Origin of the sequence: Streptococcus infantis (genome assembly GCF_047463275.1) — a bacterium.
Taxonomy (GTDB): domain Bacteria; phylum Bacillota; class Bacilli; order Lactobacillales; family Streptococcaceae; genus Streptococcus; species Streptococcus infantis_AF.
Genome location: NZ_JASHEE010000003.1, coordinates 300,700 through 320,836 on the forward strand (window position 1 = coordinate 300,700; position 20,137 = coordinate 320,836).

Sequence of the window (20,137 nt, forward strand, 5' to 3'; positions counted from 1 at the left end):
TTCCAACGCCATTCTTTTGATAAAATCATTTAAATCTTGTATAATAGATAGAACTGAAAGTATGAGGTTACGAACTATGAAAATGAAACAAATCAGTGATACGACTTTAAAAATCACGATGTCTTTAGAAGATTTGATGGATCGTGGAATGGAAATCGCAGACTTTCTCGTTCCACAAGAAAAAACAGAAGAGTTCTTCTATGCCATTCTGGATGAGTTAGAGATGCCAGACAGTTTCCTGGATACAGGTATGCTTAGCTTCCGAGTGACACCGAAGCCTGATAAGGTTGATGTCTTTGTAACCAAGTCTAAGATTGACCAAAATTTGGATTTTGAGGATCTGGCAGACCTTCCTGACATGGATGAACTAGCAAAAATGTCTCCAGATGAGTTCTTGAAAACATTGGAAAAAACCATGGCAGAGAAAACTAAAGAAGACATTGAAGCTATTCAATCTCTAGAGCAGGTTGAAAAAGAAGAGGAAGCAGCGATTGATGAAATTGCTGAGGTGGATGAAGGGAAAAGAGAACCTTATATCTACTACATCCTACGCTTTGACGACTTAACTAGTTTGGTTTCTTTTGCGAAAACAGTTGATTACCAAATGGAGACTTCAGAACTTTACAAAATGAACGACCAATACTATCTAACAGTTTTGGTTGATGTAGAAGATCATCCAAGTCTTTATCCAGCGTGGTTATTGGCTCGCATGCGTGAATTTGCCGATGATAGTGATATCAGCCGTTCAGTTCTCCAAGAATACGGTCAAGTTATCATTAATCATGATGCTGTTCAAGGACTCCAAAAAGTATAATGATGGTTATAAATGAGACAGAGATAGAAATTCTCTGTCTTTTTTGATTTAGAAAATATAAACAGTCGTTTGGAAGCGAAACTATGTTCCCAGCTTGATAAAATGATGAAAAAACGATATCATAGAAGGAAATAAGCGAGGTAAAGTATGGACCAAGGACATTTACAAAAAGAGGTAGAGGAAATCCTAGAAGATGTATTAGCAAAAGCTTCTCTCCATGAGGGAGCTCTCTTTGTTTTGGGCTTATCTTCTAGTGAGGTGATAGGAGGACACATCGGGAAAGATTCTAGTCAAGAAATTGGGGAATTAATTGTTCAAAAGATCTTAGAAATCTTGTCAGCGAGAGGAATTCATCTAGCAGTTCAGGGATGTGAACATGTCAATCGGGCCTTGGTAGTAGAACGAGAGGTTGCAATCAAATACAATCTTGAGATTGTTAGTGTTCTTCCGACACTGAACGCTGGAGGATCAGGGCAATTGGCGGCCTTTCGCTATATGAAAGACCCAGTTGAGGTCGAATTTATCAAGGCAGATGCAGGACTCGATATTGGAGATACGGCTATAGGGATGCATATCAAACATGTTCAAGTACCGATACGTCCAGTTTTGAGATCAATCGGCCAAGCCCATGTAACTGCCCTCGCTAGTCGTCCGAAACTGATTGGAGGGGCGCGTGCTCAATATCCTCAAGATTTTATAAGAAAAATATAGATAAAAAGTTGAAAGCTCTCGTCTGCTAAGCAGGTGGGAGTTTTTTGTGTCCCAAAAGATGCCTTATTTTCCAAACAGATTTCAAGTATTTTTAGGGTGATAGGTATATAATAGAGCTATAATACAATATCTATATTCATATGATGAGTGAGAAAGGTGATGAAAATGAAGAAATGGCAAGCAACTGTATTGGTCTGCGCTAGTCTACTCTGTCTGTCAGCTTGTAAAAATCAGATGGGGAACCAGGCTGATAAGCAAAATGAAGACAAACAAGCGCAAGTTAGTTCTCAGGTAACAAAAAAAGGAGAAGAAGTTCCAAACTTTGAACTCACGGGAGTTGATGGTAAAACGTATCGTCTATCAGATTACAAAGGCAAAAAAGTCTATCTCAAATTTTGGGCATCTTGGTGCTCTATTTGTCTAGCCAGCCTCCCTGATACTGATGAACTGGCAAAAGAAGCTGGTGATGACTATGTCGTTTTGACAGTCGTTTCTCCTGGTCAAAAAGGGGAGCAGTCAGAAGAAGCCTTTAAAAAATGGTATCAGGGTTTGGACTATAAAAATCTCCCTGTTCTTCTAGACCCGTCAGGACAACTTTTAGCGAGTTACGGAGTTCGTTCTTATCCGACTCAGGCCTTTATTGATAAAGAAGGTAAACTAGTTAAGACCCAGCCAGGCTTTATGGACAAGGAAATTATTTTAGAGAATTTAAAGACTATGAATTAGAGGCTACTCATGAATGATAAATTAAAAACAATACTCTTAATTGGAGTGATCATTTGCATCATCATCGGAGTTTTGTTTCTTTTGGAAAAAAGAAGTGCTAGCTACACTGATACCACTCAAATCGAGAAGGCAGCAGTTAGTCAAGGACAAAAGGCCAAGAAAAAAACTGAGCCAAGTAAAGATGCTGACCTACATGAAATTTATCTAGCGGGAGGCTGTTTCTGGGGAGTTGAAGAGTATTTTTCAAGAGTAGCAGGTGTGACAGATGCTGTTTCTGGCTATGCGAATGGTAGAGGAGAAACAACCCAGTATGAATTGATCGGCCAAACAGGCCATGCTGAGACAGTTCATGTGACCTACGATGCCAATCAAATTTCTTTAAAAGAAATCTTGCTCCATTATTTCCGCATTATCAATCCAACTAGTAAAAATAAGCAGGGAAATGATGTGGGGACTCAGTACAGAACGGGAGTCTACTATAAGGACGATCAGGACCTAGAAGTCATCAATCAAGTCTTTGAGCAAGTTGCTCAAAAGTATGACCAGCCTCTAGCGGTTGAAAAGGAAGCCTTAAGAAATTTTATCGTGGCTGAGGACTATCACCAAGATTATCTCCAGAAAAATCCAAATGGATATTGCCATATCAATGTCAATCAAGCTGCCTATCCTGTCATTGATGCCAGTAAATATCCAAAACCGAGTGACGATGAATTGAAAAAACTTCTCTCTCCTGAGGAGTATGCAGTGACTCAAAACGGTCAAACAGAACGCGCCTTTTCAAATCGTTACTGGGATAAATTTGAAGCAGGTATTTATGTGGATGTAGCAACTGGTGAACCACTCTTTTCTTCGAAAGATAAATTTGAATCAGGTTGTGGTTGGCCAAGCTTTACCCAGCCTATCAGTCCAGATGTTGCGACCTACAAGGAAGACAAGTCTTATAATATGGTCAGAACAGAAGTCAGAAGCCGAACTGGTGATTCCCACTTAGGACATGTCTTTACAGACGGACCTCAGGACAAGGGAGGGCTTCGCTATTGTATTAACAGCCTGTCTATCCGTTTTATTCCAAAGGATCAAATGGAAGAAAAGGGTTATGGTTATTTGTTAGATTATGTTGAGTAAGTTTTCTCAACCATATTAGTTAAAAAGCCAGATCTCCTGTTTGGGGTCTGGTTTTTATGGTATACTTAGGATATGCATAGAAAAACAGTGATTGATTTTAGAGCTTTGGGCGAGAGATACACCTTTACCCAGCCTATTAAAGAGTTAAAAACCAGAGATTTAGCAGAAGTAGCAGACTTGCTGGCACAAGTGGAAAGCTACCAAGAACAGGGCTATTATGTAGTTGGTTATGTTAGTTATGAAGCAGCACCTGCTTTTGAGGAAAAATTAGCGGTTCACGAGGGTCCCTTGTTAGGAGAGTATCTCCTCTATTTCACTATTCATGACAGCGTTGAAACATCCAGCATTCCTCTGACTTATGAGGAGGTGGATTTGCCATCAAACTGGCAGGAAGTAACATCTGCTGAGGACTATGAAAAGGCGATTGCCCAAATTCACCATCATTTAAGACAAGGAGATACCTATCAGGTCAATTATACTGTCCAACTCAAGCAGGACTTGTCTGCCAATCCTTTTGCTATCTATAATCGTATGGTGGTGGAGCAGGAAGCGGGCTATAATGCTTACGTAGAGCATGATGATATGGCAGTGATTTCCATGAGTCCAGAACTCTTTTTTGAACAAAATGATCGTGAATTGACGACTCGCCCTATGAAGGGCACAACTAAACGTGGTTTGAATAACGATGACGACTTGAAAGAGGCGGCTTGGTTGGAACAGGATCCCAAAAATCGTTCAGAAAACATGATGATAGTGGACCTCTTGCGAAATGACATGAATCGTATTTCTGAGGTTGGTAGTGAGCATGTGGAGCGTTTATGCCAAGTAGAGCAGTATTCTACAGTTTGGCAGATGACTTCGACTATCAAGAGTCAGTTACGACCAGATGTTGATTTAGAAGAAATCTTCCGTTCACTCTTTCCATGTGGCTCCATCACAGGAGCTCCCAAGATAGCGACCATGGAAATTATCAAGAACTTGGAACCACAAGCTAGAGGAGTTTACTGTGGAACTGTTGGCCTCTTACTTCCCAATGGACGACGAATTTTCAATGTGGCTATTCGAACCATTCAACTGCATGGAGGGCAAGCCATCTATGGTGTCGGAGGTGGCATCACTTGGGATAGTACTTGGGAGTCAGAATACCGTGAAGTCCAGCAAAAAGCAGCGGTTCTTTACCGCAAACAGCCTCGTTTTCAGCTGATTACGACAGGGAAAATCAGCCAGAAAAAATTGCTCTTTGAAAAGCAACATCTAGAAAGATTGCGAAAGGCTAGTCGTTATTTTGCCTTTCCATTTGACCAAGAAGTTTTAAGACAAAAGTTAGAGAAGGAGTGCCAGGCTTGTGACCTTCATCAAGACTACCGTTTGCGAATCAGTCTCAGCAAATCTGGAGAGATTGAAATTGAACGACAAGTATTGACACCACTTAGCTCTAACTTTTGTCAGGCCAAACTTTGTCTACAGGAAGCGGATTTGGAGCAGTCCTTTACCTACTTTAAGACGACATACCGACCACATTTGACAGTGGGAGAGCAGGAAATCATCTATCACACTGCTGATGGGAAATTGCTTGAAACCTCTATTGGGAATCTGGTCTTAAAAATGAATAGCAAGCTCTATACACCTCCTAGTCAGCTAGGCCTGTTACCAGGGATTTATCGCCAGCATTTACTTGAAATCGGGCAGGTAGAAGAGAAGGTCTTAACCATAGAAGATTTGAAGCAAGCAGAGGTTATTTATGGCTGTAATGCGGTTAGGGGCTTGTATGAGTTGTCAGTAAGGGAGAACTAAATGAAACTAATATTTTTGCATGGCTTAGGTCAGTCAGCTGATAGCTGGAAAGAAGTTCAGGATTTTCTTGCAGATTATCCCTCTGAAGCCCTAGAGTTATTTCCTTCCGGAGTTGCTAGCTATCAAGAAGCTAAGGAGCGCATTTATCAGCAGTTGTCAGAGGAGATAGAACCTTTTGTCTTAATCGGTTTGTCCTTAGGGGCTGCACTTACATTGGAGCTTTCAAGTTACGATTTGCCAAATCTTCAGGCCTTGATTTTGTCAGGTTGCCCACTGAAACTAGCTGGTAACATTCCTTTTTATATTCAGTTGCTGATATTTAAACTACTCCCCAAAAGGATATTTGAGAAACAGGGAGCAGATAAAGCTCTTATGGTTGGAGTTTCTGAGGAATTAAAAACACTTGATTTAAGAGAGATTGCACGGAATTGTCCCTATCCAACTATGTTAATCTGTGGTAGCCAGGATAAGCCTAATCTAAAGTCTATGAAAGGTCTGCAACAACTGATGCCAGATTCTCAGTTTCAAATTATTCCTCATGGCCCTCATATCTTGAATAGAGCCAAACCAGAAGAATTTGCAGAAATAACTAGAAGTTTTCTTGAATTGCTGAAATAAGTTTGATAAAATAATATGGAAGTTGATATTATCATAAAGGAGAAAAAGATGAGTCAAAAGATTATTGGGATTGACCTTGGTGGGACATCTGTTAAGTTTGCAATTTTAACTCAAGAAGGAGAAATCCAAGAAAAATGGTCTATCAAGACCAACATTTTGGACGAAGGAAGCCACATTGTAGATGATATGATTGAGTCTATTCAACATCGTTTTGAATTGCTTGGATTGGCTGCGACTGATTTTCAAGGGATTGGTATGGGTTCACCTGGTGTAGTTGATCGTGAAAATGGAACTGTTATTGGTGCCTACAACCTCAACTGGAAAACTCTTCAACCGATCAAAGAGAAAATGGAAAAAGCCTTGGGTATTCCATTCTTTATCGACAATGACGCTAACGTAGCTGCTCTTGGTGAGCGTTGGATGGGTGCTGGTGAAAACCAACCAGACGTTGTCTTTATGACTCTGGGTACAGGTGTTGGTGGCGGTATCGTGGCAGAAGGTAAATTGCTTCACGGTGTTGCTGGTGCTGCTGGTGAGCTTGGTCACATCACTGTTGACTTTGACCAACCAATCCCATGTACTTGTGGTAAAAAAGGCTGTCTTGAGACAGTAGCTTCAGCAACAGGTATTGTCAACTTGACTCGTCGTTATGCAGATGAGTATGAAGGAGATGCAGAGTTGAAACGCTTGATTGATGACGGAGAAGAAGTAACTGCTAAAACTGTCTTTGATTTGGCAAAAGAAGGGGACGACCTAGCTTTAATCGTTTACCGTAACTTCTCACGCTACTTGGGTATTGCATGTGCCAACATTGGTTCTATCCTAAATCCATCAACAATTGTTATCGGTGGTGGAGTTTCAGCTGCCGGAGAATTCCTTCTACAAGGTGTTCAAAAGGTTTATGACGAAAATACCTTCCCACAAGTTCGTACAACAACAAAATTAGCTCTTGCAACTCTAGGAAATGACGCTGGAGTGATTGGAGCAGCATCTCTTGTCTTGCAATAAAGCACATGAATCAAGAGCTTGGTTATTGATCAAGCTCTTTTTAAGTTGAAGTTGTTAGAATAAAGTAATAACTCAATAATGATAGGAGGAATTTTGGATGAATACTACAGAACAATCCATGGTTGATTTAGCCTTGTCTATTGCTAGGCAAGCTCATGAAGGGCAACTGGATAAGGCAGGAGTAGATTATATAGAACATCCAATCTATGTAGCAAGCCAAGTTGATACTGAAGAAGAAAAAGCAGTGGCTCTGCTACATGATGTTATAGAGGATAGTCCTGTTTCAGCTGAAGAACTATTACAAGCTGGTTTACCAGAAACAGTAGTTACTGCTGTTCAGGTTTTGACAAAGAAAAAGGAGCAAGATTATCAAACATATCTAGAAACTGTGAAGAAAAATCCTCTTGCAAGAGTAGTAAAATTAGCTGATCTAAAACACAATTCAGATTTATCGAGATTGTCTTCTATTACTGAAAAGGATAGGGAAAGATTGAAGAAATATAAAAAAGCTATTGATTTTCTGAGCAGGTAGAAAAAAACTTTTTATGTTATACTAGTTAAGAATAAACGTTGAGGAGAGAGTAAATGACAAAAGCAGATAAGATTTTTAAAGAAAATATTGAGCGAATTCTCAATGAAGGTGTCTTTTCAGAACAAGCTCGTCCCAAGTATAAGGATGGAACAGTAGCTAACTCCAAGTACATTACAGGTGCTTTTGCGGAGTATGATTTGTCAAAGGGTGAATTTCCCATCACAACCCTACGTCCAATTGCTATCAAATCAGCTATAAAAGAACTACTTTGGATCTACCAAGACCAGACAAATAGCCTAGAAGTTCTCAATGATAAGTACAATGTTCACTACTGGAATGATTGGGAAGTTGGAGATACAGGAACAATCGGTGAGCGTTACGGGGCTGTTGTTAAAAAGCACGACATCATCAATAAAATCCTCAAACAGTTGGAAGCTAATCCTTGGAACCGTCGCAATATCATCTCTCTCTGGGATTACCAAGCTTTTGAGCAAACAGACGGTCTTCTTCCATGTGCCTTTCAGACTATGTTTGATGTCCGTCGTGTAGATGGGGACATCTATCTGGATGCAACCTTGACCCAGCGTTCTAACGATATGCTGGTGGCCCACCATATCAATGCCATGCAGTATGTGGCTCTTCAGATGATGATTGCTAAACACTTTGGTTGGAAAGTTGGGAAATTCTTCTACTTTATCAACAACCTTCACATCTATGACAATCAATTTGAACAAGCTCAGGAATTGCTTCGTCGTGAGCCTTCAAATTGCCAACCACGTTTGGTCTTGAATGTACCAGACAAGACTAATTTCTTTGATATTAAAGCAGAGGATTTTGAGCTGGTTGATTATGATCCAATCAAGCCACAATTGAAGTTTGACCTAGCTATTTAATACTCTTCGAAAATCTCTTCAAACCACGTCAGCGTCGCCTTACCGTAGATATATGTAACTGACTTCGTCAGTCATATCTACAACCTCAAAGCAGTGCTTTGAGCAACCTGCGGCTAGCTTCCTAGTTTGCTCTTTGATTTTCATTGAGTATAAAAGAATAGAAAAAAAGAAGTTGGAAATTCCAACTTCTTTTTGTGTATTAGCGTGATACGCGACGGCGAGCTGCTTTTTTACGATTTTCTTCGATGAAAGCTGCTTTTTGTTCTTCTGGTTCAATCACTTTCTTTTTGAATGCGTATACTGCACCTGCAACAGCAGCAACAGTTCCTGCAACACCTGTTACGAGACCTTTAGCAAATCCTTTAGCCATGAGTCTTCCTCCTTTTATTTATAAATCAGACGGAAATAGCTTAAGATATAGCATTTTTCTGCCTGTCTATTTTGTGATATAATAATAATAACGAAAAAATGGGAATTTTTCAAGGAAAAACGATGAAAAGCAAAATAATTGTGATTGTTGGCCCAACAGCTGTTGGAAAGACTGCCCTAGCCATTGAAGTTGCTCAGCGATTCAATGGTGAAGTAGTCAGTGGGGATAGCCAACAAGTATACCGAGGACTGGATATTGGAACAGCCAAGGCAAGTCCGGAGGAGCAGGCAACTGTCCCTCATCACTTGATTGATGTGAGAGATGTAACCGAGTCTTACTCGGCTTTTGATTTTGTTTCAGAAGCAAAGGTAGCCATCGAGGATATTCAAAATCGCGGTAAACTTGCTATAATAGCTGGTGGGACAGGACTTTATATTCAGAGTCTACTAGAGGGATATCATCTTGGTGGAGAGACACCACATGAGGAAATTTTAGCCTACCGAGCTAGCTTAGAACCTGTTTCGGATGAGGAGTTAGTTCATCTGGTAGAGCAAGCAGGTCTTGAAATTCCCCAGTTTAACCGTCGTCGTGCTATTCGTGCCTTGGAGATTGCTCATTTTGGTCAAGATTTGGAAAATCAAGAAAGTTTATATGATCCGCTGATTATTTGCTTAGATGATGAGCGTAGTCAGCTTTATGAGCGTATCAATCACAGAGTGGACCTGATGTTTGAAGCTGGACTTCTAGACGAAGCTAAGTGGTTGTTTGACCATTATCCAGATGTGCAGGCTGCTAAAGGAATAGGTTACAAGGAACTCTTCCCCTATTTTCGTGGAGAGCAGAGTTTGGAGGAGGCTAGCGATAGTCTCAAGCAAGCGACTCGCCGATTTGCCAAGCGCCAGCTAACCTGGTTCCGCAATCGCATGCAGGTGACCTTTTATCAGATAGGAGAATCTGGTGTAAAAGACCGTATTTTAAACCAGATTGAGGAGTTTTTAAATGATTGAAACGGAGAAAAAAGAGGAACGAGTCCTACTTATTGGAGTTGAACTCCAGGGCATGGATAATTTTGACCTCTCCATGGAAGAGCTGGCTAGTTTAGCCAAGACAGCTGGGGCTGTTGTAGTAGATAGCTACAGACAAAAACGAGAAAAATACGACTCTAAGACCTTTGTCGGTTCTGGTAAGTTGGAAGAAATTGCTCAAATGGTGGACGCAGAAGAAATCACGACTGTCATCGTCAATAACCGTCTGACACCTCGACAAAATGTCAATTTAGAGGAAGTCTTAGGTGTCAAGGTCATTGACCGTATGCAGTTGATTTTAGATATCTTTGCTATGAGAGCTCGAAGCCATGAAGGTAAGCTACAAGTTCATCTTGCACAACTTAAGTATCTCTTGCCTCGGTTGGTTGGTCAGGGGATTATGCTCAGCCGTCAGGCAGGGGGAATTGGTTCCCGTGGTCCAGGTGAAAGTCAGCTGGAGCTTAACCGTCGTAGTGTTCGCAACCAGATTACAGATATCGAACGTCAACTCAAGGTGGTTGAGAAAAATCGAGCGACAGTTCGAGAAAAACGGTTGGAGTCAAGTACCTTTAAGATTGGTTTGATCGGTTACACCAATGCTGGTAAGTCAACTATTATGAATACTTTGACCAGCAAGACCCAGTATGAGGCAGATGAGCTTTTTGCGACTCTGGATGCGACGACTAAGAGCATCCATCTTGGCGGCAATCTACAGGTAACCTTGACAGATACCGTTGGATTTATCCAAGACCTACCGACAGAGTTGGTGTCGAGTTTTAAATCAACCCTAGAAGAAAGCAAGTATGTAGATCTCCTGGTCCATGTCATCGATGCTAGCAATCCTTACCATGAGGAACATGAAAAAACGGTCCTCTCCATCATGAAAGATTTGGACATGGAGGATATTCCTCGCTTAACCCTTTATAATAAAGCAGATTTGGTGGAGGATTTCACACCTACTCAAACGCCTTATGCATTGATTTCTGCCAAGTCTGAGAATAGTCGCGAACAGTTGCAGGCTTTACTGCTAGATAAGATCAAGGAAATTTTTGAAGTATTTACCCTGCGCGTGCCTTTTTCTAAATCTTACAAGATTCATGATTTAGAAAGTGTTGCGATTCTTGAAGAACGTGACTACCAAGATGATGGAGAAGTCATCAGAGGCTACATTGCAGAGAGAAACAAATGGAGATTAGAGGAATTTTATGACTGATATCAAAACATTAGCTCTCAGATATGGTGGCTATACAAGTCTAGACAAGGTCTATCTGGACCAACTTTTAGCTGGTAGGTCTGAAGAGGAGCAACTAGCTCTCATTACACCTCCACCCAGCGTAGTGAATGCCTACTTTGCCGAGCTCTACCAGAAAAAAAGTCCCCAAGCTGCGACCGATTATTTTGCGGAAGTCAGTAAAGAACTAAATCTTTACAATGTTGAACCAAGTTTCACGGAAGAAAGCAAGCCCTTTATTCGCCTCAATCTATCTGGTAAATCCTTTGGCTTTTGCTACGAGAAAGAAGGTCTTGGTCGCATTTTCTCAGAGAACGAGGAAGCAATTACGGATGAATTACTCTTTGAGATAGCGCAAATTTTTCCCCATCAGCTAGTTTTTGTGGAGTCTGGTAAGATTTACATGAAGGCGATTGGTGAAGAGGAAGTAGTCAGCCTGGAAAATCTCACAGCTTTGACAGATTTGGAAAGCTTGGCAGATGGTCGCAAACGTCTCAAAGGCTATAGTCAAGAGGATTTGCTACAAGAAGCTAAAGCCTTTTCTGGCAAGTTTTATTATCGCTCGGAAAACCGCACTGCTATGTTATATATTGATTAATTAGAAAGTATCGAATGGATATTCAATTTTTAGGAACGGGGGCTGGTCAGCCCTCTAAAGCCCGCAATGTTTCAAGTCTCGCCCTGAAACTCTTGGACGAGATTAACGAAGTTTGGCTCTTTGACTGTGGCGAAGGAACGCAAAATCGCATTCTGGAAACCACTATTCGACCACGTAAGGTCAGCAAGATCTTTATCACACACTTGCATGGAGATCATATTTTTGGTTTGCCTGGTTTTCTTTCTAGCCGTGCCTTTCAAGCCAATGAAGAGCAGACAGATTTAGAAATCTATGGTCCCCAAGGCATCAAATCTTTTGTCTTGACCAGTCTACGAGTGTCAGGTTCACGCCTGCCCTATAAGATTCATTTCCATGAGTTTGATCAAGATTCACTTGGGAAAATTCTTGAAACGGATAAGTTTACAGTATATGCGGAAGAGTTGGATCATACTATTTTCTGTGTTGGTTATCGTGTCATGCAAAAGGATTTAGAAGGGACCTTGGATGCTGAAAAGCTCAAGGCTGCCGGCGTACCATTTGGACCGCTTTTTGGTAAAATCAAAAACGGGCAGGATGTAGTCCTAGAAGACGGCACCGAGATTAAGGCAGCAGACTATATCTCAGCCCCACGCCCTGGTAAGATTATTACAATTTTAGGGGATACTCGAAAAACAGATGCCAGTGTGCGTCTGGCTGTCAATGCAGATGTCCTTGTCCATGAATCGACTTATGGCAAGGGTGATGAAAAAATTGCTCGCAATCACGGTCACTCAACCAATATGCAGGCTGCTCAGGTGGCAACAGAAGCGGGAGCCAAACGACTCTTGCTCAACCATATCAGCGCCCGTTTTCTTTCAAAAGATATCAGCCAGCTTAAGAAAGATGCTGCAACAATTTTTGAAAATGTCCATGTGGTCAAAGACTTGGAAGAAGTGGAAATCTAGAATCTCGAGAAAGGAAAAGTATGTCTACGATTCTCATTACAGGTGCTAGCGGGGGTCTAGCCCAAGAAATGGTCAAACTCTTGCCAGATGACCAACTCATCTTACTCGGCAGAGATAAGGAAAAATTAGCCCAACTATACGGAAATCATCCTCAGGCAGAATTGATTGAAATTGATATTACCGACGCTCAAGCCTTAGAAGAACTAGTTGCTGAGCTCTATCAGCGTTATGGTAAGATTGATGTCTTGATTAACAACGCTGGTTACGGAATTTTTGAAGATTTTGACAAGATTTCTGATCAAGACATTCATCAAATGTTTGAAGTCAACACCTTTGCTCTCATGAATCTATCACGTTTGCTTGCAGCTCGTATGAAGGCGACTCGAAAAGGCCATATCATCAATATCGTCAGCATGGCAGGATTGATAGCGACTAGCAAGTCTAGCCTATACTCAGCGACTAAGTTTGCGGCTATCGGTTTTTCAAATGCTCTTCGCCTTGAGCTCATGCCCTATGGTGTCTATGTGACGACTGTTAATCCGGGACCTATCCGTACAGGATTTTTTGACCAGGCAGACCCAGATGGGACCTACCTCAAATCGGTCGACCGTTTTCTATTGGAACCAGATGCTGTCGCGCATAAGATTGTTAAGACTATCGGAAAAAACAAACGCGAGCTCAATCTCCCAGCCTTGCTCAATCTAGCCCACAAATTTTATACCCTCTTTCCCAAGTTAGCCGATAAGTTGGCTGGGGAGACTTTTAATTATAAATGAGAAAGCTGTTCCCTTGTGGAATGGCTTTTTGTTTTAATTCGGAGAAGTTGTTCGTCAAAAATAATCCCTGAAAATACTGGTAGTTTATCCCTATTTGATAGCTTTGTAGTATAATTGTGATAAGGATGATCATCAGAAAAAAGAAGATCCGAACTAGCTAGTTTGCCTAGAAAATGGACTATTTATAGTCGGAGGTTGACAATGGAATTATTGACAATTGACCAAATCATTTCCATTACCCAAGAAGAAACACAAGGGCTTGACCCTGAGATAAGAGAAGGAATTGTCCTGAATAAAACAGATTTGCCAGTGTCCGAATTGGATCGTTTGAAAAGCCAACTTCAAATCCAAGATTTGGATCCGATTTTTAGGAAAAATATTCTGGCCTATAACTGGGGGCAGATAGGTTTTTTAAGTTACCAGTTTGGATATGGGGACGACACTAGTCTTACTTGGCTGATCAATCGCAATTTGGAATACCATGATTACTCGACTCTACAAGAAAGTGGCTTGATCATCATTTCAAATGGAGATCCCTACACTATTTTGCTGGATTGTCAATCTGGGACTGTCTATGCTCTTGATGCAGAGATGACCTATGATGAAAAAATATGGCTGGCACCAGATTTTCTAGCATTTGTTAGAGCCATGGGAACGGCTCAATCTGCAGTTTGGAAGGGTTGTGAAAGTGACTTCATCCACTTGATGACTAGAAAAGGCCATGCGTCCAGTTTGATATTTTGGCAGAGTCTGGTCGGATTTTATGATTGAAAATAGAAGGTGCAGGACATGGAATTTATAGTAGCTGAGGAGGGAATTCCTCAAAATATCGGATGTCAGGGAGCCTTGATTACCTATTATGGCAGTGAGATAGAATTTCATTATGAAACCGTTCCACCACACGGTGATGAGATTTTTTCTGCCAAGTTGCCTTTGTTAGGGCTTGATCTGCCCTTTTGGATCTATGGGAGAAATCTCATATTCTTAGACGCTTACTACCTTTTAGCCGAAACTGTTAAGAAAGGAACGTGGGATCCGATAACCAGTATGCTCATCAACATTCATATGGGGGAATACGCCAGCCTAGACCACTGGTACAATCATATATCTATTGAGCAAAACGGTCTTGAGTTGAAAAATGATTATGATGGACAAGTCCTGACTTTGAAAACTGTTGACAATCTTCATTGGCTTTCCCTAGATGCTGAATCAGAAGAAAGGAACTAAATATGGCAAAGAAAAGAGTTACATTACCAAAAGAGTTTAAGGATTTAATGGATGAAGGAAATATTGAAGCCCTTAAAGCAGTCTATGATCGTTGTGAATTAACCGCTCATGATGGAAGATTTAGCTTATGTACACCTCTGCATATGGGAGGAGTCCCGGATGAATTGGTTATCTGGCTTGTCGAACAGGGCTTGGATATCAATATCCCTGATTATTATGGAGCGACTCCCTTGTACCGTCAAGCAATCTTGGGGAGAGATACAGTAAAACTCTTGTGTGAATTGGGGGCAGACATTGAAAAGCCCAATACCTATGGTGATACCCCTCTACATATGGCAGCTGAATTTTTTCATCCTAGAACAGTCAAATTTTTAATTGACAAGGGAGCAAATGTCAATGCTAAAAATGATATGGGAAGAACCCCACTAGCTTCAGTCTTGATGGTTTGTCGGGGGATTTATATTGCCCAAACTGCTGAAATCGCATCTATGCTTCTGGATGCTGGTGCTAAGAAAACCTCTAAAATGAAGGAAAGAGTTGAGCAAATCGGCAAGGATTTTGAATTTCATCGAGAAAGTATCCATCCTGACTACATAGAGGCTGCAGATAAAGGATTAACAAAACTCTATGAGCTCTTTGATGTCAAGCCTGTAGAAAAACGCCTAACCCATGATGGAGTTTCACCAATTTTCGTAAAAGAAGGTAACTGGGAGGAACAATATGAGGAACTTTGGTCCTTCTTAATCCCTTCGAGTGGAGCAGCCAAAACTGTTCAGGGAGAAGTTATCCGTATACCAGGTCGAGTTCGAGATGAACTGGATCGCAATGGTGGGGTCAACTGGGACAGGGACTATAGAAAAATGCTTCAGGCTCTCCCTCAATACTTGTCTCTAGGAATCCCTCTTTCAGAACAGGAATTAGCAGAGACTAAAGAGCTTATTGCTCAGGTTTATGGGAAAGATTTTGATGATGAGCCTCGCTTAGATCGCCTCTGCCAATTGGCTCTTGCTTGGATTGAGCAAAATCCTGAACCCCTTCCCCTAGAAGAACCAAGTTATAAGCGGTAAAAGGAATTTGAAGCTAGTTAAAATAAAGAAGTCATGGTGAAATGATGCAACTAATTGACCAAGTTAAAAAAATAGAAACTTATATTTGTGAGTATTTTGAAGACTGGGATTTGGATGATCCTGTAGAGGAAGGATATCTGGAAGATTATCAGGATATTTCTGGTGCTTCTGAGGAAGAGCTTCAAGCCTTTGAGGAAATATTTGGTATTCGTCTACCTAGTGACTTCAAAGAGCTTTATAGCTATAAAAATGGGAGTAAATACCTCTCTATTTTACCTTGTGTGATTGACCAGAGAGATCTGAATTTTTCTCTCATGAGTCTACAGGAAATTGAGACTTGTAAAAAGTACTTTCAAAATAGAGATGCTCTGTTAACCGAATTTCCCGACTATTTTTCTAGTCAAGACCTGGAAAATATGCGTGATAGCAGGATTAAGCCCTATCTTTTTAATAAAAAATGGCTTCCTTTTGCTCAGTATTGTGACTCTTGTTATCTTATGCTGGATTTTGATCCAGACCAGGAGGGTCAGGAAGGACAGGTTATTTGCTACATCCATGATCCTGAACAGGTAATCTATGCAGCAGAGAGCCTTACAAATTTGATTGAAGGGATAATGGAAGAAATCATATGAATGGACAAATGTATCAGATAGCCTGTATCGTGGCAGCAGCTAGGAAGGCTTTAAAAAGTGGTAAAGAAATATGCTATAAGCCTGAAAAATATACAAATAAGTTGAGCTTTCAAATTTTGCTGTCAGAAAATGGGGAAGCTACAGAACTTTCAGTATTTGATTGGTTTGAAAACCTTAAGGAAAAAGGTTTGAAGGACTTAAAATTATTTTGCCCTATTTCAGTTGAAGACAGAGGTATTTTAGGCTTCTCTAATACAACACAAAGTTCAATTCTCTGTTTTTATAAAGATGGGAAGGCAAGTTATTTCCTACCAAATTGGGACATTGCTTCCGCAGGTAGGGGCTGGGATGTTACCTACACCGAGTATGAATGGGAAAGGTCTTCTCAAGACATTCCCCACTATGAAAATAATATGGAGGAATTTAAGGACGTCTTGGCTCGTATAGAAGATCTAGCAATTAAAATTGAGTGTGAGAACTTTGCAAAAGTCTTTCACTCTGCTAGAAACCATCTACTTGATCGTGATGCTACTAAGGTGCTAGAGGAGCCTCAAATTCCGCCACAAAATCAAAAAATATTTAGAGCCGCAAGTGCAGCGGATGTCTTTGGAGCAATGGGCTCCTGGAATGATGAACCAGGATGGCTGGCGCAAGATAAGGGACTGGGTCAAGCATACGATGAACTTTCAGATCAATTGCTAAGAAATATTCGATTAGCTATTCTATTTGCCATCAATGAATGGTGATTGTTTCTACTCTTCAAAAATCAAATTCAAACCACGTCAGCTTCGCCTTGCCGTATATGTGTTACTGACTTCGTCAGTTCTATCCACAACCTCAAAACGGTGTTTTGAGCAACCTTTGGCTAGCTTCCTAGTTTGCTCTTTGATTTTCATTGAGTATTAGGAGGAAGAAAATGAGGAAGCTAAAGTTAAGCCTATTGAACAAATGGGAACTAGACAAGGACTACAATAGTGTTTTCAATTCTGTCATGTTACAGGATGGTAGAGCCTTTGTCTTGACCAGTAAGAAGGAAGCTTTCAATCGCTACTGTCTACTTGAAGTATCGCCTTTGGGTGTGAAGGAGATAGATGCTTGGGATTGTGACCATGTTTGGCAGGAAGAGCCTCTACTCTATACAGATGGACAAAATATTGGCATCATCAAGGCTGGCAAGGAAATAGTCTATTATACTGGTGATTTTTCTCATCCAGAAATCATTGTCATAAAGGATCCGCAAAGTATACTTCCTAAAAAGGCTCAAGAGAGATATTTTCAAATCGTATCAGATAGCGACCAGATACCCGTGTGTTTTGAAGATCAAGTTTATACAAATCAGGCAAGAAACCTTGCCCTTTTAGAATTTGATAGAGAGAAAAAGCAGGCGAAGTGGGCCACTTATTCGCATATTGATAAAAAAGAGTTAAACCACCACGACACGAGCTCAGATGCTTGTCCTAAAATCGATAGTCTGAAATATTGGCAGCAAGAGCTCTATGCCTTTACCTCTGGAGAAAGTCAAACCTCTGTCAATAAATGGGGCATGGACTATTATGCCCTTGTTAAAATATCTAGTGATGGTCGTATTATCGAAAAGTTATTAGAATCTGAACATTTAAAGGCTTTAGGCAAAAAAGCTGGTGTCAATGGACTCTTTACGGATTCGCCTTATCTTATCCTGAGCCCCCTATTTCAGAATGATGACTGGAAGGGCAAACAAAAGCTATTTTCTCTGGCAACAAGAGAATGGTGCGATATAGCGTTGCCTAGAGGAATGAGTAAACACAAGCTTCAAAATATGAGAGACGACTTTTGTTTAACCTTCCTTTACGATAGAGGCTTAAAAGAACTTGCCCTTTGTCAGATTGACTAGGCTGTGAGGCTGATTCTGGGGTATGAGGGATTAGTCTGCAGAATTTATTTTGAGCTGTTTTTTGTGAAATTTGACCCAGTATTGCAAATTGAATCTTAAAATAGTATACTAGAACTAGCAATTATGAAAACGTTTTGCTTTTCATTAATTTTAGGAGACAAGACATGGAATTAACAGCCATTTATCATAGACCAGAATCAGAGTATGCTTATCTTTACAAAGAAGGTCGGCTACATATCCGAATTAGAACCAAGATAAATGATGTCCAGAAGGTTATCTTACACTATGGAGATCCCTTTATTTTCATTGAGGATAAGTATGAAGCCAAGAAAGAAATGACCAAAGTAACCTCAGATGCCCTATTTGACTATTGGCAGGTTACGGTATCGGTTGACTTTGCACGGATTCAGTATCTCTTTGAGCTCCTTGATGAGGAAGGTCAGGGTGTTTTTTACGGTGATAAGGGTTGCGTAGAACATACTCAAGAAAACTTGGATGCGGAAGGAAATGGCTTTAAGCTTCCTTATATTCACGAAATCGACGGATGTCAGGTTCCTGACTGGGTTTCAAATACCGTTTGGTACCAGATTTTTCCAGAACGCTTTGCCAATGGGAATCCTAAATTGACTCCTGATGGAGCTCGAGAGTGGGATGCTGGCATTGCACCTAATATTGATGATTTTTTTGGTGGAGATTTACAAGGAATTATCGACCATCTAGACTATCTTAAAGGCTTAGGAATCACAGGACTTTATCTATGTCCGATTTTTGAAGCAACGACCAATCACAAGTATGATACGACGGATTATTTTGAAATCGACCGTCACTTTGGAGACAAGGAAGTCTTTCGTAATCTAGTCGAGGAAGCCCATAAACGGGGCATTAAGGTCATGCTTGATGCGGTGTTTAATCATATCGGCTACCAGTCAGCCCAATGGCAGGATGTCTTAAAAAACGGAGAAAATTCTCCTTATAAAGATTGGTTCCATATCCAAGAATTTCCAATTACAGAAGATAAGCTTAAGAAAGCGAGAGAACTCCCTTATCATACCTTTGCCTTTGCTAGTTACATGCCTAAGTTAAATACAGCCAATCCTGAGGTTAAAGCTTATCTTTTAAGTGTTGCGACCTACTGGATTGAGAATTTTGATATCGATGCTTGGCGCTTGGACGTTGCAAATGAAATTGACCACCAGTTTTGGAGAGATTTTAGAAAGGCAGTTCTCTCTAAAAAGCCTGATTTGTATATTCTAGGTGAAATCTGGCATACGTCTCAACCTTGGCTAAAAGGTGATGAGTTCCATGCAGTTATGAACTACCCACTCTCTGAAAGTATCAAGGATTATTTCTTGCGTCAGTGTAAAAAGACAGAGCAGTTTATTTCAGAAATCAATAGCCAGTCGATGTACTACAAGCAACAAATCTCAGAGGTGATGTTTAACCTTTTAGATTCTCATGATACAGAGCGTATCCTTACAACTGCAAAAGGAAATATCCAGCATGTCAAGGCTGCCCTAACTTTCCTCTATCTTCAAAAAGGGACCCCTTGTATCTATTACGGAACAGAGCTAGCACTAATTGGTGGACCAGACCCTGATTGCCGTCGTGTCATGCCTTGGGATCGTGTTTCTGAAGACAATGACATGCTGAATTTCATGAAGAAATTAATCAAGGTCCGTAAGGAAGTTGCAAGCATTATTCAGCATGGAAATTATCACTTGGAAGAAGTGGAACCAGATGTTATTGCCTTGAGATGGAACTACCAAGGGAAAGAAGTTCAGGCCATCTTTAATCAGTCTTCTGAGAAATATACTTTAGACAGAGATTCAGTTGACTTAGCGAGCCATTGCCAGTTTGAAGATGGTCAGCAAGTCATCTTACCAGATGGATTTGTCATTACTGTTTCGAAATAAAGCAATCACCTGCAACAAGTATCTAGTTACAAAAAATGAAGGGATTATGTGACTTTAGATGCATAAAAAAACAAGAAGCTGTCCTCTAGTAGGACAGTTTTTTGGTGAATTTCACTAAATGTACATTCAGATTTTTATAGTTTTCTACAAAATATAGAAAAAACAATCAAAAGTATGATTTTTACAGTCATAGTATTGAAGTTTCCTATATTATTTTATAAAATAGAAGTAATCATTACAAAAAAAGTATAGCGCTTTCA

The 20,137-nt window shown here is 40.5% G+C and carries 22 protein-coding genes; 21 read left to right on the forward strand and 1 reads right to left on the reverse strand.

Translation table 11 applies throughout. The annotated features are described in order from the left end of the window. Nucleotides 1–76: 76 nt before the first annotated feature. The 9 genes from mecA to QM923_RS06195 all read left to right on the forward strand — a co-directional run bounded on the left by mecA (nucleotide 77) and on the right by QM923_RS06195 (nucleotide 8,221). The gene (gene mecA / locus QM923_RS06155) at nucleotides 77–814 is read left to right on the forward strand and encodes an adaptor protein MecA (RefSeq protein ID WP_006148076.1); all 738 of its coding nucleotides are present in this window, start codon (nucleotides 77–79) and stop codon (nucleotides 812–814) included. Between the two features lie 147 nt (nucleotides 815–961). Further along, nucleotides 962–1,525: a TIGR01440 family protein gene (locus tag QM923_RS06160; protein WP_016466630.1), complete on the forward strand. Its 564-nt coding sequence runs from the start codon at nucleotides 962–964 to the stop codon at nucleotides 1,523–1,525. Nucleotides 1,526–1,690: 165 nt separating this feature from the next. Further along, nucleotides 1,691–2,251: a redoxin family protein gene (locus QM923_RS06165; RefSeq protein ID WP_414291240.1), complete on the forward strand. Its 561-nt coding sequence runs from the start codon at nucleotides 1,691–1,693 to the stop codon at nucleotides 2,249–2,251. Nucleotides 2,252–2,260: 9 nt separating this feature from the next. Further along, entirely contained in the window at nucleotides 2,261–3,376 is a 1,116-nt protein-coding gene (gene msrB / locus QM923_RS06170; protein ID WP_414291241.1) for a peptide-methionine (R)-S-oxide reductase MsrB, read from the forward strand. A 72-nt stretch (nucleotides 3,377–3,448) separates the two neighbouring features. After that, nucleotides 3,449–5,170 carry an aminodeoxychorismate synthase component I gene (gene pabB, locus QM923_RS06175; RefSeq protein ID WP_414291242.1) on the forward strand — a complete coding sequence of 574 codons (1,722 nt, stop codon included), beginning with the start codon at nucleotides 3,449–3,451 and terminating at the stop codon, nucleotides 5,168–5,170. Continuing rightward, nucleotides 5,171–5,788, forward strand: a complete 618-nt coding sequence (locus QM923_RS06180; RefSeq protein WP_414291243.1) for an alpha/beta fold hydrolase — start codon at nucleotides 5,171–5,173, stop codon at nucleotides 5,786–5,788. Nucleotides 5,789–5,836: 48 nt separating this feature from the next. Further along, nucleotides 5,837–6,796, forward strand: a complete 960-nt coding sequence (locus QM923_RS06185; protein WP_004252294.1) for an ROK family glucokinase — start codon at nucleotides 5,837–5,839, stop codon at nucleotides 6,794–6,796. 97 nt (nucleotides 6,797–6,893) lie between these two features. After that, nucleotides 6,894–7,328 (forward strand): HD domain-containing protein, encoded by a 435-nt coding sequence (locus QM923_RS06190; RefSeq protein WP_247912660.1) that lies wholly within the window; start codon nucleotides 6,894–6,896, stop codon nucleotides 7,326–7,328. A 53-nt stretch (nucleotides 7,329–7,381) separates the two neighbouring features. Then, entirely contained in the window at nucleotides 7,382–8,221 is an 840-nt protein-coding gene (locus QM923_RS06195) for a thymidylate synthase (RefSeq protein ID WP_247912659.1), read from the forward strand. Nucleotides 8,222–8,420: 199 nt separating this feature from the next. On the opposite strand, the gene QM923_RS06200 is transcribed toward QM923_RS06195, so the two are convergent. Next, nucleotides 8,421–8,591, reverse strand: a complete 171-nt coding sequence (locus QM923_RS06200; protein ID WP_001051780.1) for a DUF3042 family protein — start codon at nucleotides 8,589–8,591, stop codon at nucleotides 8,421–8,423. A 122-nt stretch (nucleotides 8,592–8,713) separates the two neighbouring features. Between QM923_RS06200 and miaA the strand changes: the two genes are divergently transcribed. The 12 genes from miaA to QM923_RS06260 all read left to right on the forward strand — a co-directional run bounded on the left by miaA (nucleotide 8,714) and on the right by QM923_RS06260 (nucleotide 19,877). Then, complete coding sequence (gene miaA, locus QM923_RS06205) at nucleotides 8,714–9,598, forward strand: tRNA (adenosine(37)-N6)-dimethylallyltransferase MiaA (protein WP_414291244.1); 885 nt, start codon at nucleotides 8,714–8,716, stop codon at nucleotides 9,596–9,598. Further along, the gene (hflX, locus tag QM923_RS06210; protein ID WP_414291245.1) at nucleotides 9,591–10,829 is read left to right on the forward strand and encodes a GTPase HflX; all 1,239 of its coding nucleotides are present in this window, start codon (nucleotides 9,591–9,593) and stop codon (nucleotides 10,827–10,829) included. The genes miaA and hflX overlap by 8 nt, the downstream gene beginning before the upstream one ends. Then, nucleotides 10,822–11,445: a cystathionine beta-lyase gene (locus tag QM923_RS06215; protein WP_414291246.1), complete on the forward strand. Its 624-nt coding sequence runs from the start codon at nucleotides 10,822–10,824 to the stop codon at nucleotides 11,443–11,445. The genes hflX and QM923_RS06215 overlap by 8 nt, the downstream gene beginning before the upstream one ends. Before the next feature lie 14 nt (nucleotides 11,446–11,459). Beyond that, nucleotides 11,460–12,389 (forward strand): ribonuclease Z, encoded by a 930-nt coding sequence (rnz, locus tag QM923_RS06220; RefSeq protein ID WP_414291247.1) that lies wholly within the window; start codon nucleotides 11,460–11,462, stop codon nucleotides 12,387–12,389. A 20-nt stretch (nucleotides 12,390–12,409) separates the two neighbouring features. Continuing rightward, on the forward strand, nucleotides 12,410–13,165 hold the full coding sequence (locus tag QM923_RS06225) for an SDR family NAD(P)-dependent oxidoreductase (protein WP_414291248.1): 756 nt from the start codon (nucleotides 12,410–12,412) through the stop codon (nucleotides 13,163–13,165). 201 nt (nucleotides 13,166–13,366) lie between these two features. Next, nucleotides 13,367–13,936, forward strand: a complete 570-nt coding sequence (locus QM923_RS06230; RefSeq protein WP_414291249.1) for an SMI1/KNR4 family protein — start codon at nucleotides 13,367–13,369, stop codon at nucleotides 13,934–13,936. Between the two features lie 18 nt (nucleotides 13,937–13,954). Continuing rightward, nucleotides 13,955–14,392 (forward strand): hypothetical protein, encoded by a 438-nt coding sequence (locus QM923_RS06235; protein ID WP_414291250.1) that lies wholly within the window; start codon nucleotides 13,955–13,957, stop codon nucleotides 14,390–14,392. A 2-nt stretch (nucleotides 14,393–14,394) separates the two neighbouring features. After that, nucleotides 14,395–15,459 (forward strand): ankyrin repeat domain-containing protein, encoded by a 1,065-nt coding sequence (locus QM923_RS06240; protein WP_414291251.1) that lies wholly within the window; start codon nucleotides 14,395–14,397, stop codon nucleotides 15,457–15,459. Nucleotides 15,460–15,503: 44 nt separating this feature from the next. Further along, on the forward strand, nucleotides 15,504–16,091 hold the full coding sequence (locus QM923_RS06245; RefSeq protein WP_414291283.1) for an SMI1/KNR4 family protein: 588 nt from the start codon (nucleotides 15,504–15,506) through the stop codon (nucleotides 16,089–16,091). Then, nucleotides 16,088–16,837, forward strand: coding sequence for a hypothetical protein (locus tag QM923_RS06250; protein ID WP_414291252.1), 750 nt, complete (start codon nucleotides 16,088–16,090; stop codon nucleotides 16,835–16,837). The genes QM923_RS06245 and QM923_RS06250 overlap by 4 nt, the downstream gene beginning before the upstream one ends. A gap of 170 nt (nucleotides 16,838–17,007) precedes the next feature. After that, entirely contained in the window at nucleotides 17,008–17,964 is a 957-nt protein-coding gene (locus QM923_RS06255) for a hypothetical protein (protein WP_414291253.1), read from the forward strand. Nucleotides 17,965–18,128: 164 nt separating this feature from the next. Then, on the forward strand, nucleotides 18,129–19,877 hold the full coding sequence (locus tag QM923_RS06260; protein WP_414291254.1) for a glycoside hydrolase family 13 protein: 1,749 nt from the start codon (nucleotides 18,129–18,131) through the stop codon (nucleotides 19,875–19,877). Nucleotides 19,878–20,137: the final 260 nt, after the last annotated feature.

Coding starts and splice junctions, on each gene's coding strand:
- mecA (WP_006148076.1), top strand. CDS start 77: ATGAAAATGAAACAAATCAGTGATACGACTTTAAAAATCACGATGTCT.
- QM923_RS06160 (WP_016466630.1), top strand. CDS start 962: ATGGACCAAGGACATTTACAAAAAGAGGTAGAGGAAATCCTAGAAGAT.
- QM923_RS06165 (WP_414291240.1), top strand. CDS start 1,691: ATGAAGAAATGGCAAGCAACTGTATTGGTCTGCGCTAGTCTACTCTGT.
- msrB (WP_414291241.1), top strand. CDS start 2,261: ATGAATGATAAATTAAAAACAATACTCTTAATTGGAGTGATCATTTGC.
- pabB (WP_414291242.1), top strand. CDS start 3,449: ATGCATAGAAAAACAGTGATTGATTTTAGAGCTTTGGGCGAGAGATAC.
- QM923_RS06180 (WP_414291243.1), top strand. CDS start 5,171: ATGAAACTAATATTTTTGCATGGCTTAGGTCAGTCAGCTGATAGCTGG.
- QM923_RS06185 (WP_004252294.1), top strand. CDS start 5,837: ATGAGTCAAAAGATTATTGGGATTGACCTTGGTGGGACATCTGTTAAG.
- QM923_RS06190 (WP_247912660.1), top strand. CDS start 6,894: ATGAATACTACAGAACAATCCATGGTTGATTTAGCCTTGTCTATTGCT.
- QM923_RS06195 (WP_247912659.1), top strand. CDS start 7,382: ATGACAAAAGCAGATAAGATTTTTAAAGAAAATATTGAGCGAATTCTC.
- QM923_RS06200 (WP_001051780.1), bottom strand. CDS start 8,591: ATGGCTAAAGGATTTGCTAAAGGTCTCGTAACAGGTGTTGCAGGAACT.
- miaA (WP_414291244.1), top strand. CDS start 8,714: ATGAAAAGCAAAATAATTGTGATTGTTGGCCCAACAGCTGTTGGAAAG.
- hflX (WP_414291245.1), top strand. CDS start 9,591: ATGATTGAAACGGAGAAAAAAGAGGAACGAGTCCTACTTATTGGAGTT.
- QM923_RS06215 (WP_414291246.1), top strand. CDS start 10,822: ATGACTGATATCAAAACATTAGCTCTCAGATATGGTGGCTATACAAGT.
- rnz (WP_414291247.1), top strand. CDS start 11,460: ATGGATATTCAATTTTTAGGAACGGGGGCTGGTCAGCCCTCTAAAGCC.
- QM923_RS06225 (WP_414291248.1), top strand. CDS start 12,410: ATGTCTACGATTCTCATTACAGGTGCTAGCGGGGGTCTAGCCCAAGAA.
- QM923_RS06230 (WP_414291249.1), top strand. CDS start 13,367: ATGGAATTATTGACAATTGACCAAATCATTTCCATTACCCAAGAAGAA.
- QM923_RS06235 (WP_414291250.1), top strand. CDS start 13,955: ATGGAATTTATAGTAGCTGAGGAGGGAATTCCTCAAAATATCGGATGT.
- QM923_RS06240 (WP_414291251.1), top strand. CDS start 14,395: ATGGCAAAGAAAAGAGTTACATTACCAAAAGAGTTTAAGGATTTAATG.
- QM923_RS06245 (WP_414291283.1), top strand. CDS start 15,504: ATGCAACTAATTGACCAAGTTAAAAAAATAGAAACTTATATTTGTGAG.
- QM923_RS06250 (WP_414291252.1), top strand. CDS start 16,088: ATGAATGGACAAATGTATCAGATAGCCTGTATCGTGGCAGCAGCTAGG.
- QM923_RS06255 (WP_414291253.1), top strand. CDS start 17,008: ATGAGGAAGCTAAAGTTAAGCCTATTGAACAAATGGGAACTAGACAAG.
- QM923_RS06260 (WP_414291254.1), top strand. CDS start 18,129: ATGGAATTAACAGCCATTTATCATAGACCAGAATCAGAGTATGCTTAT.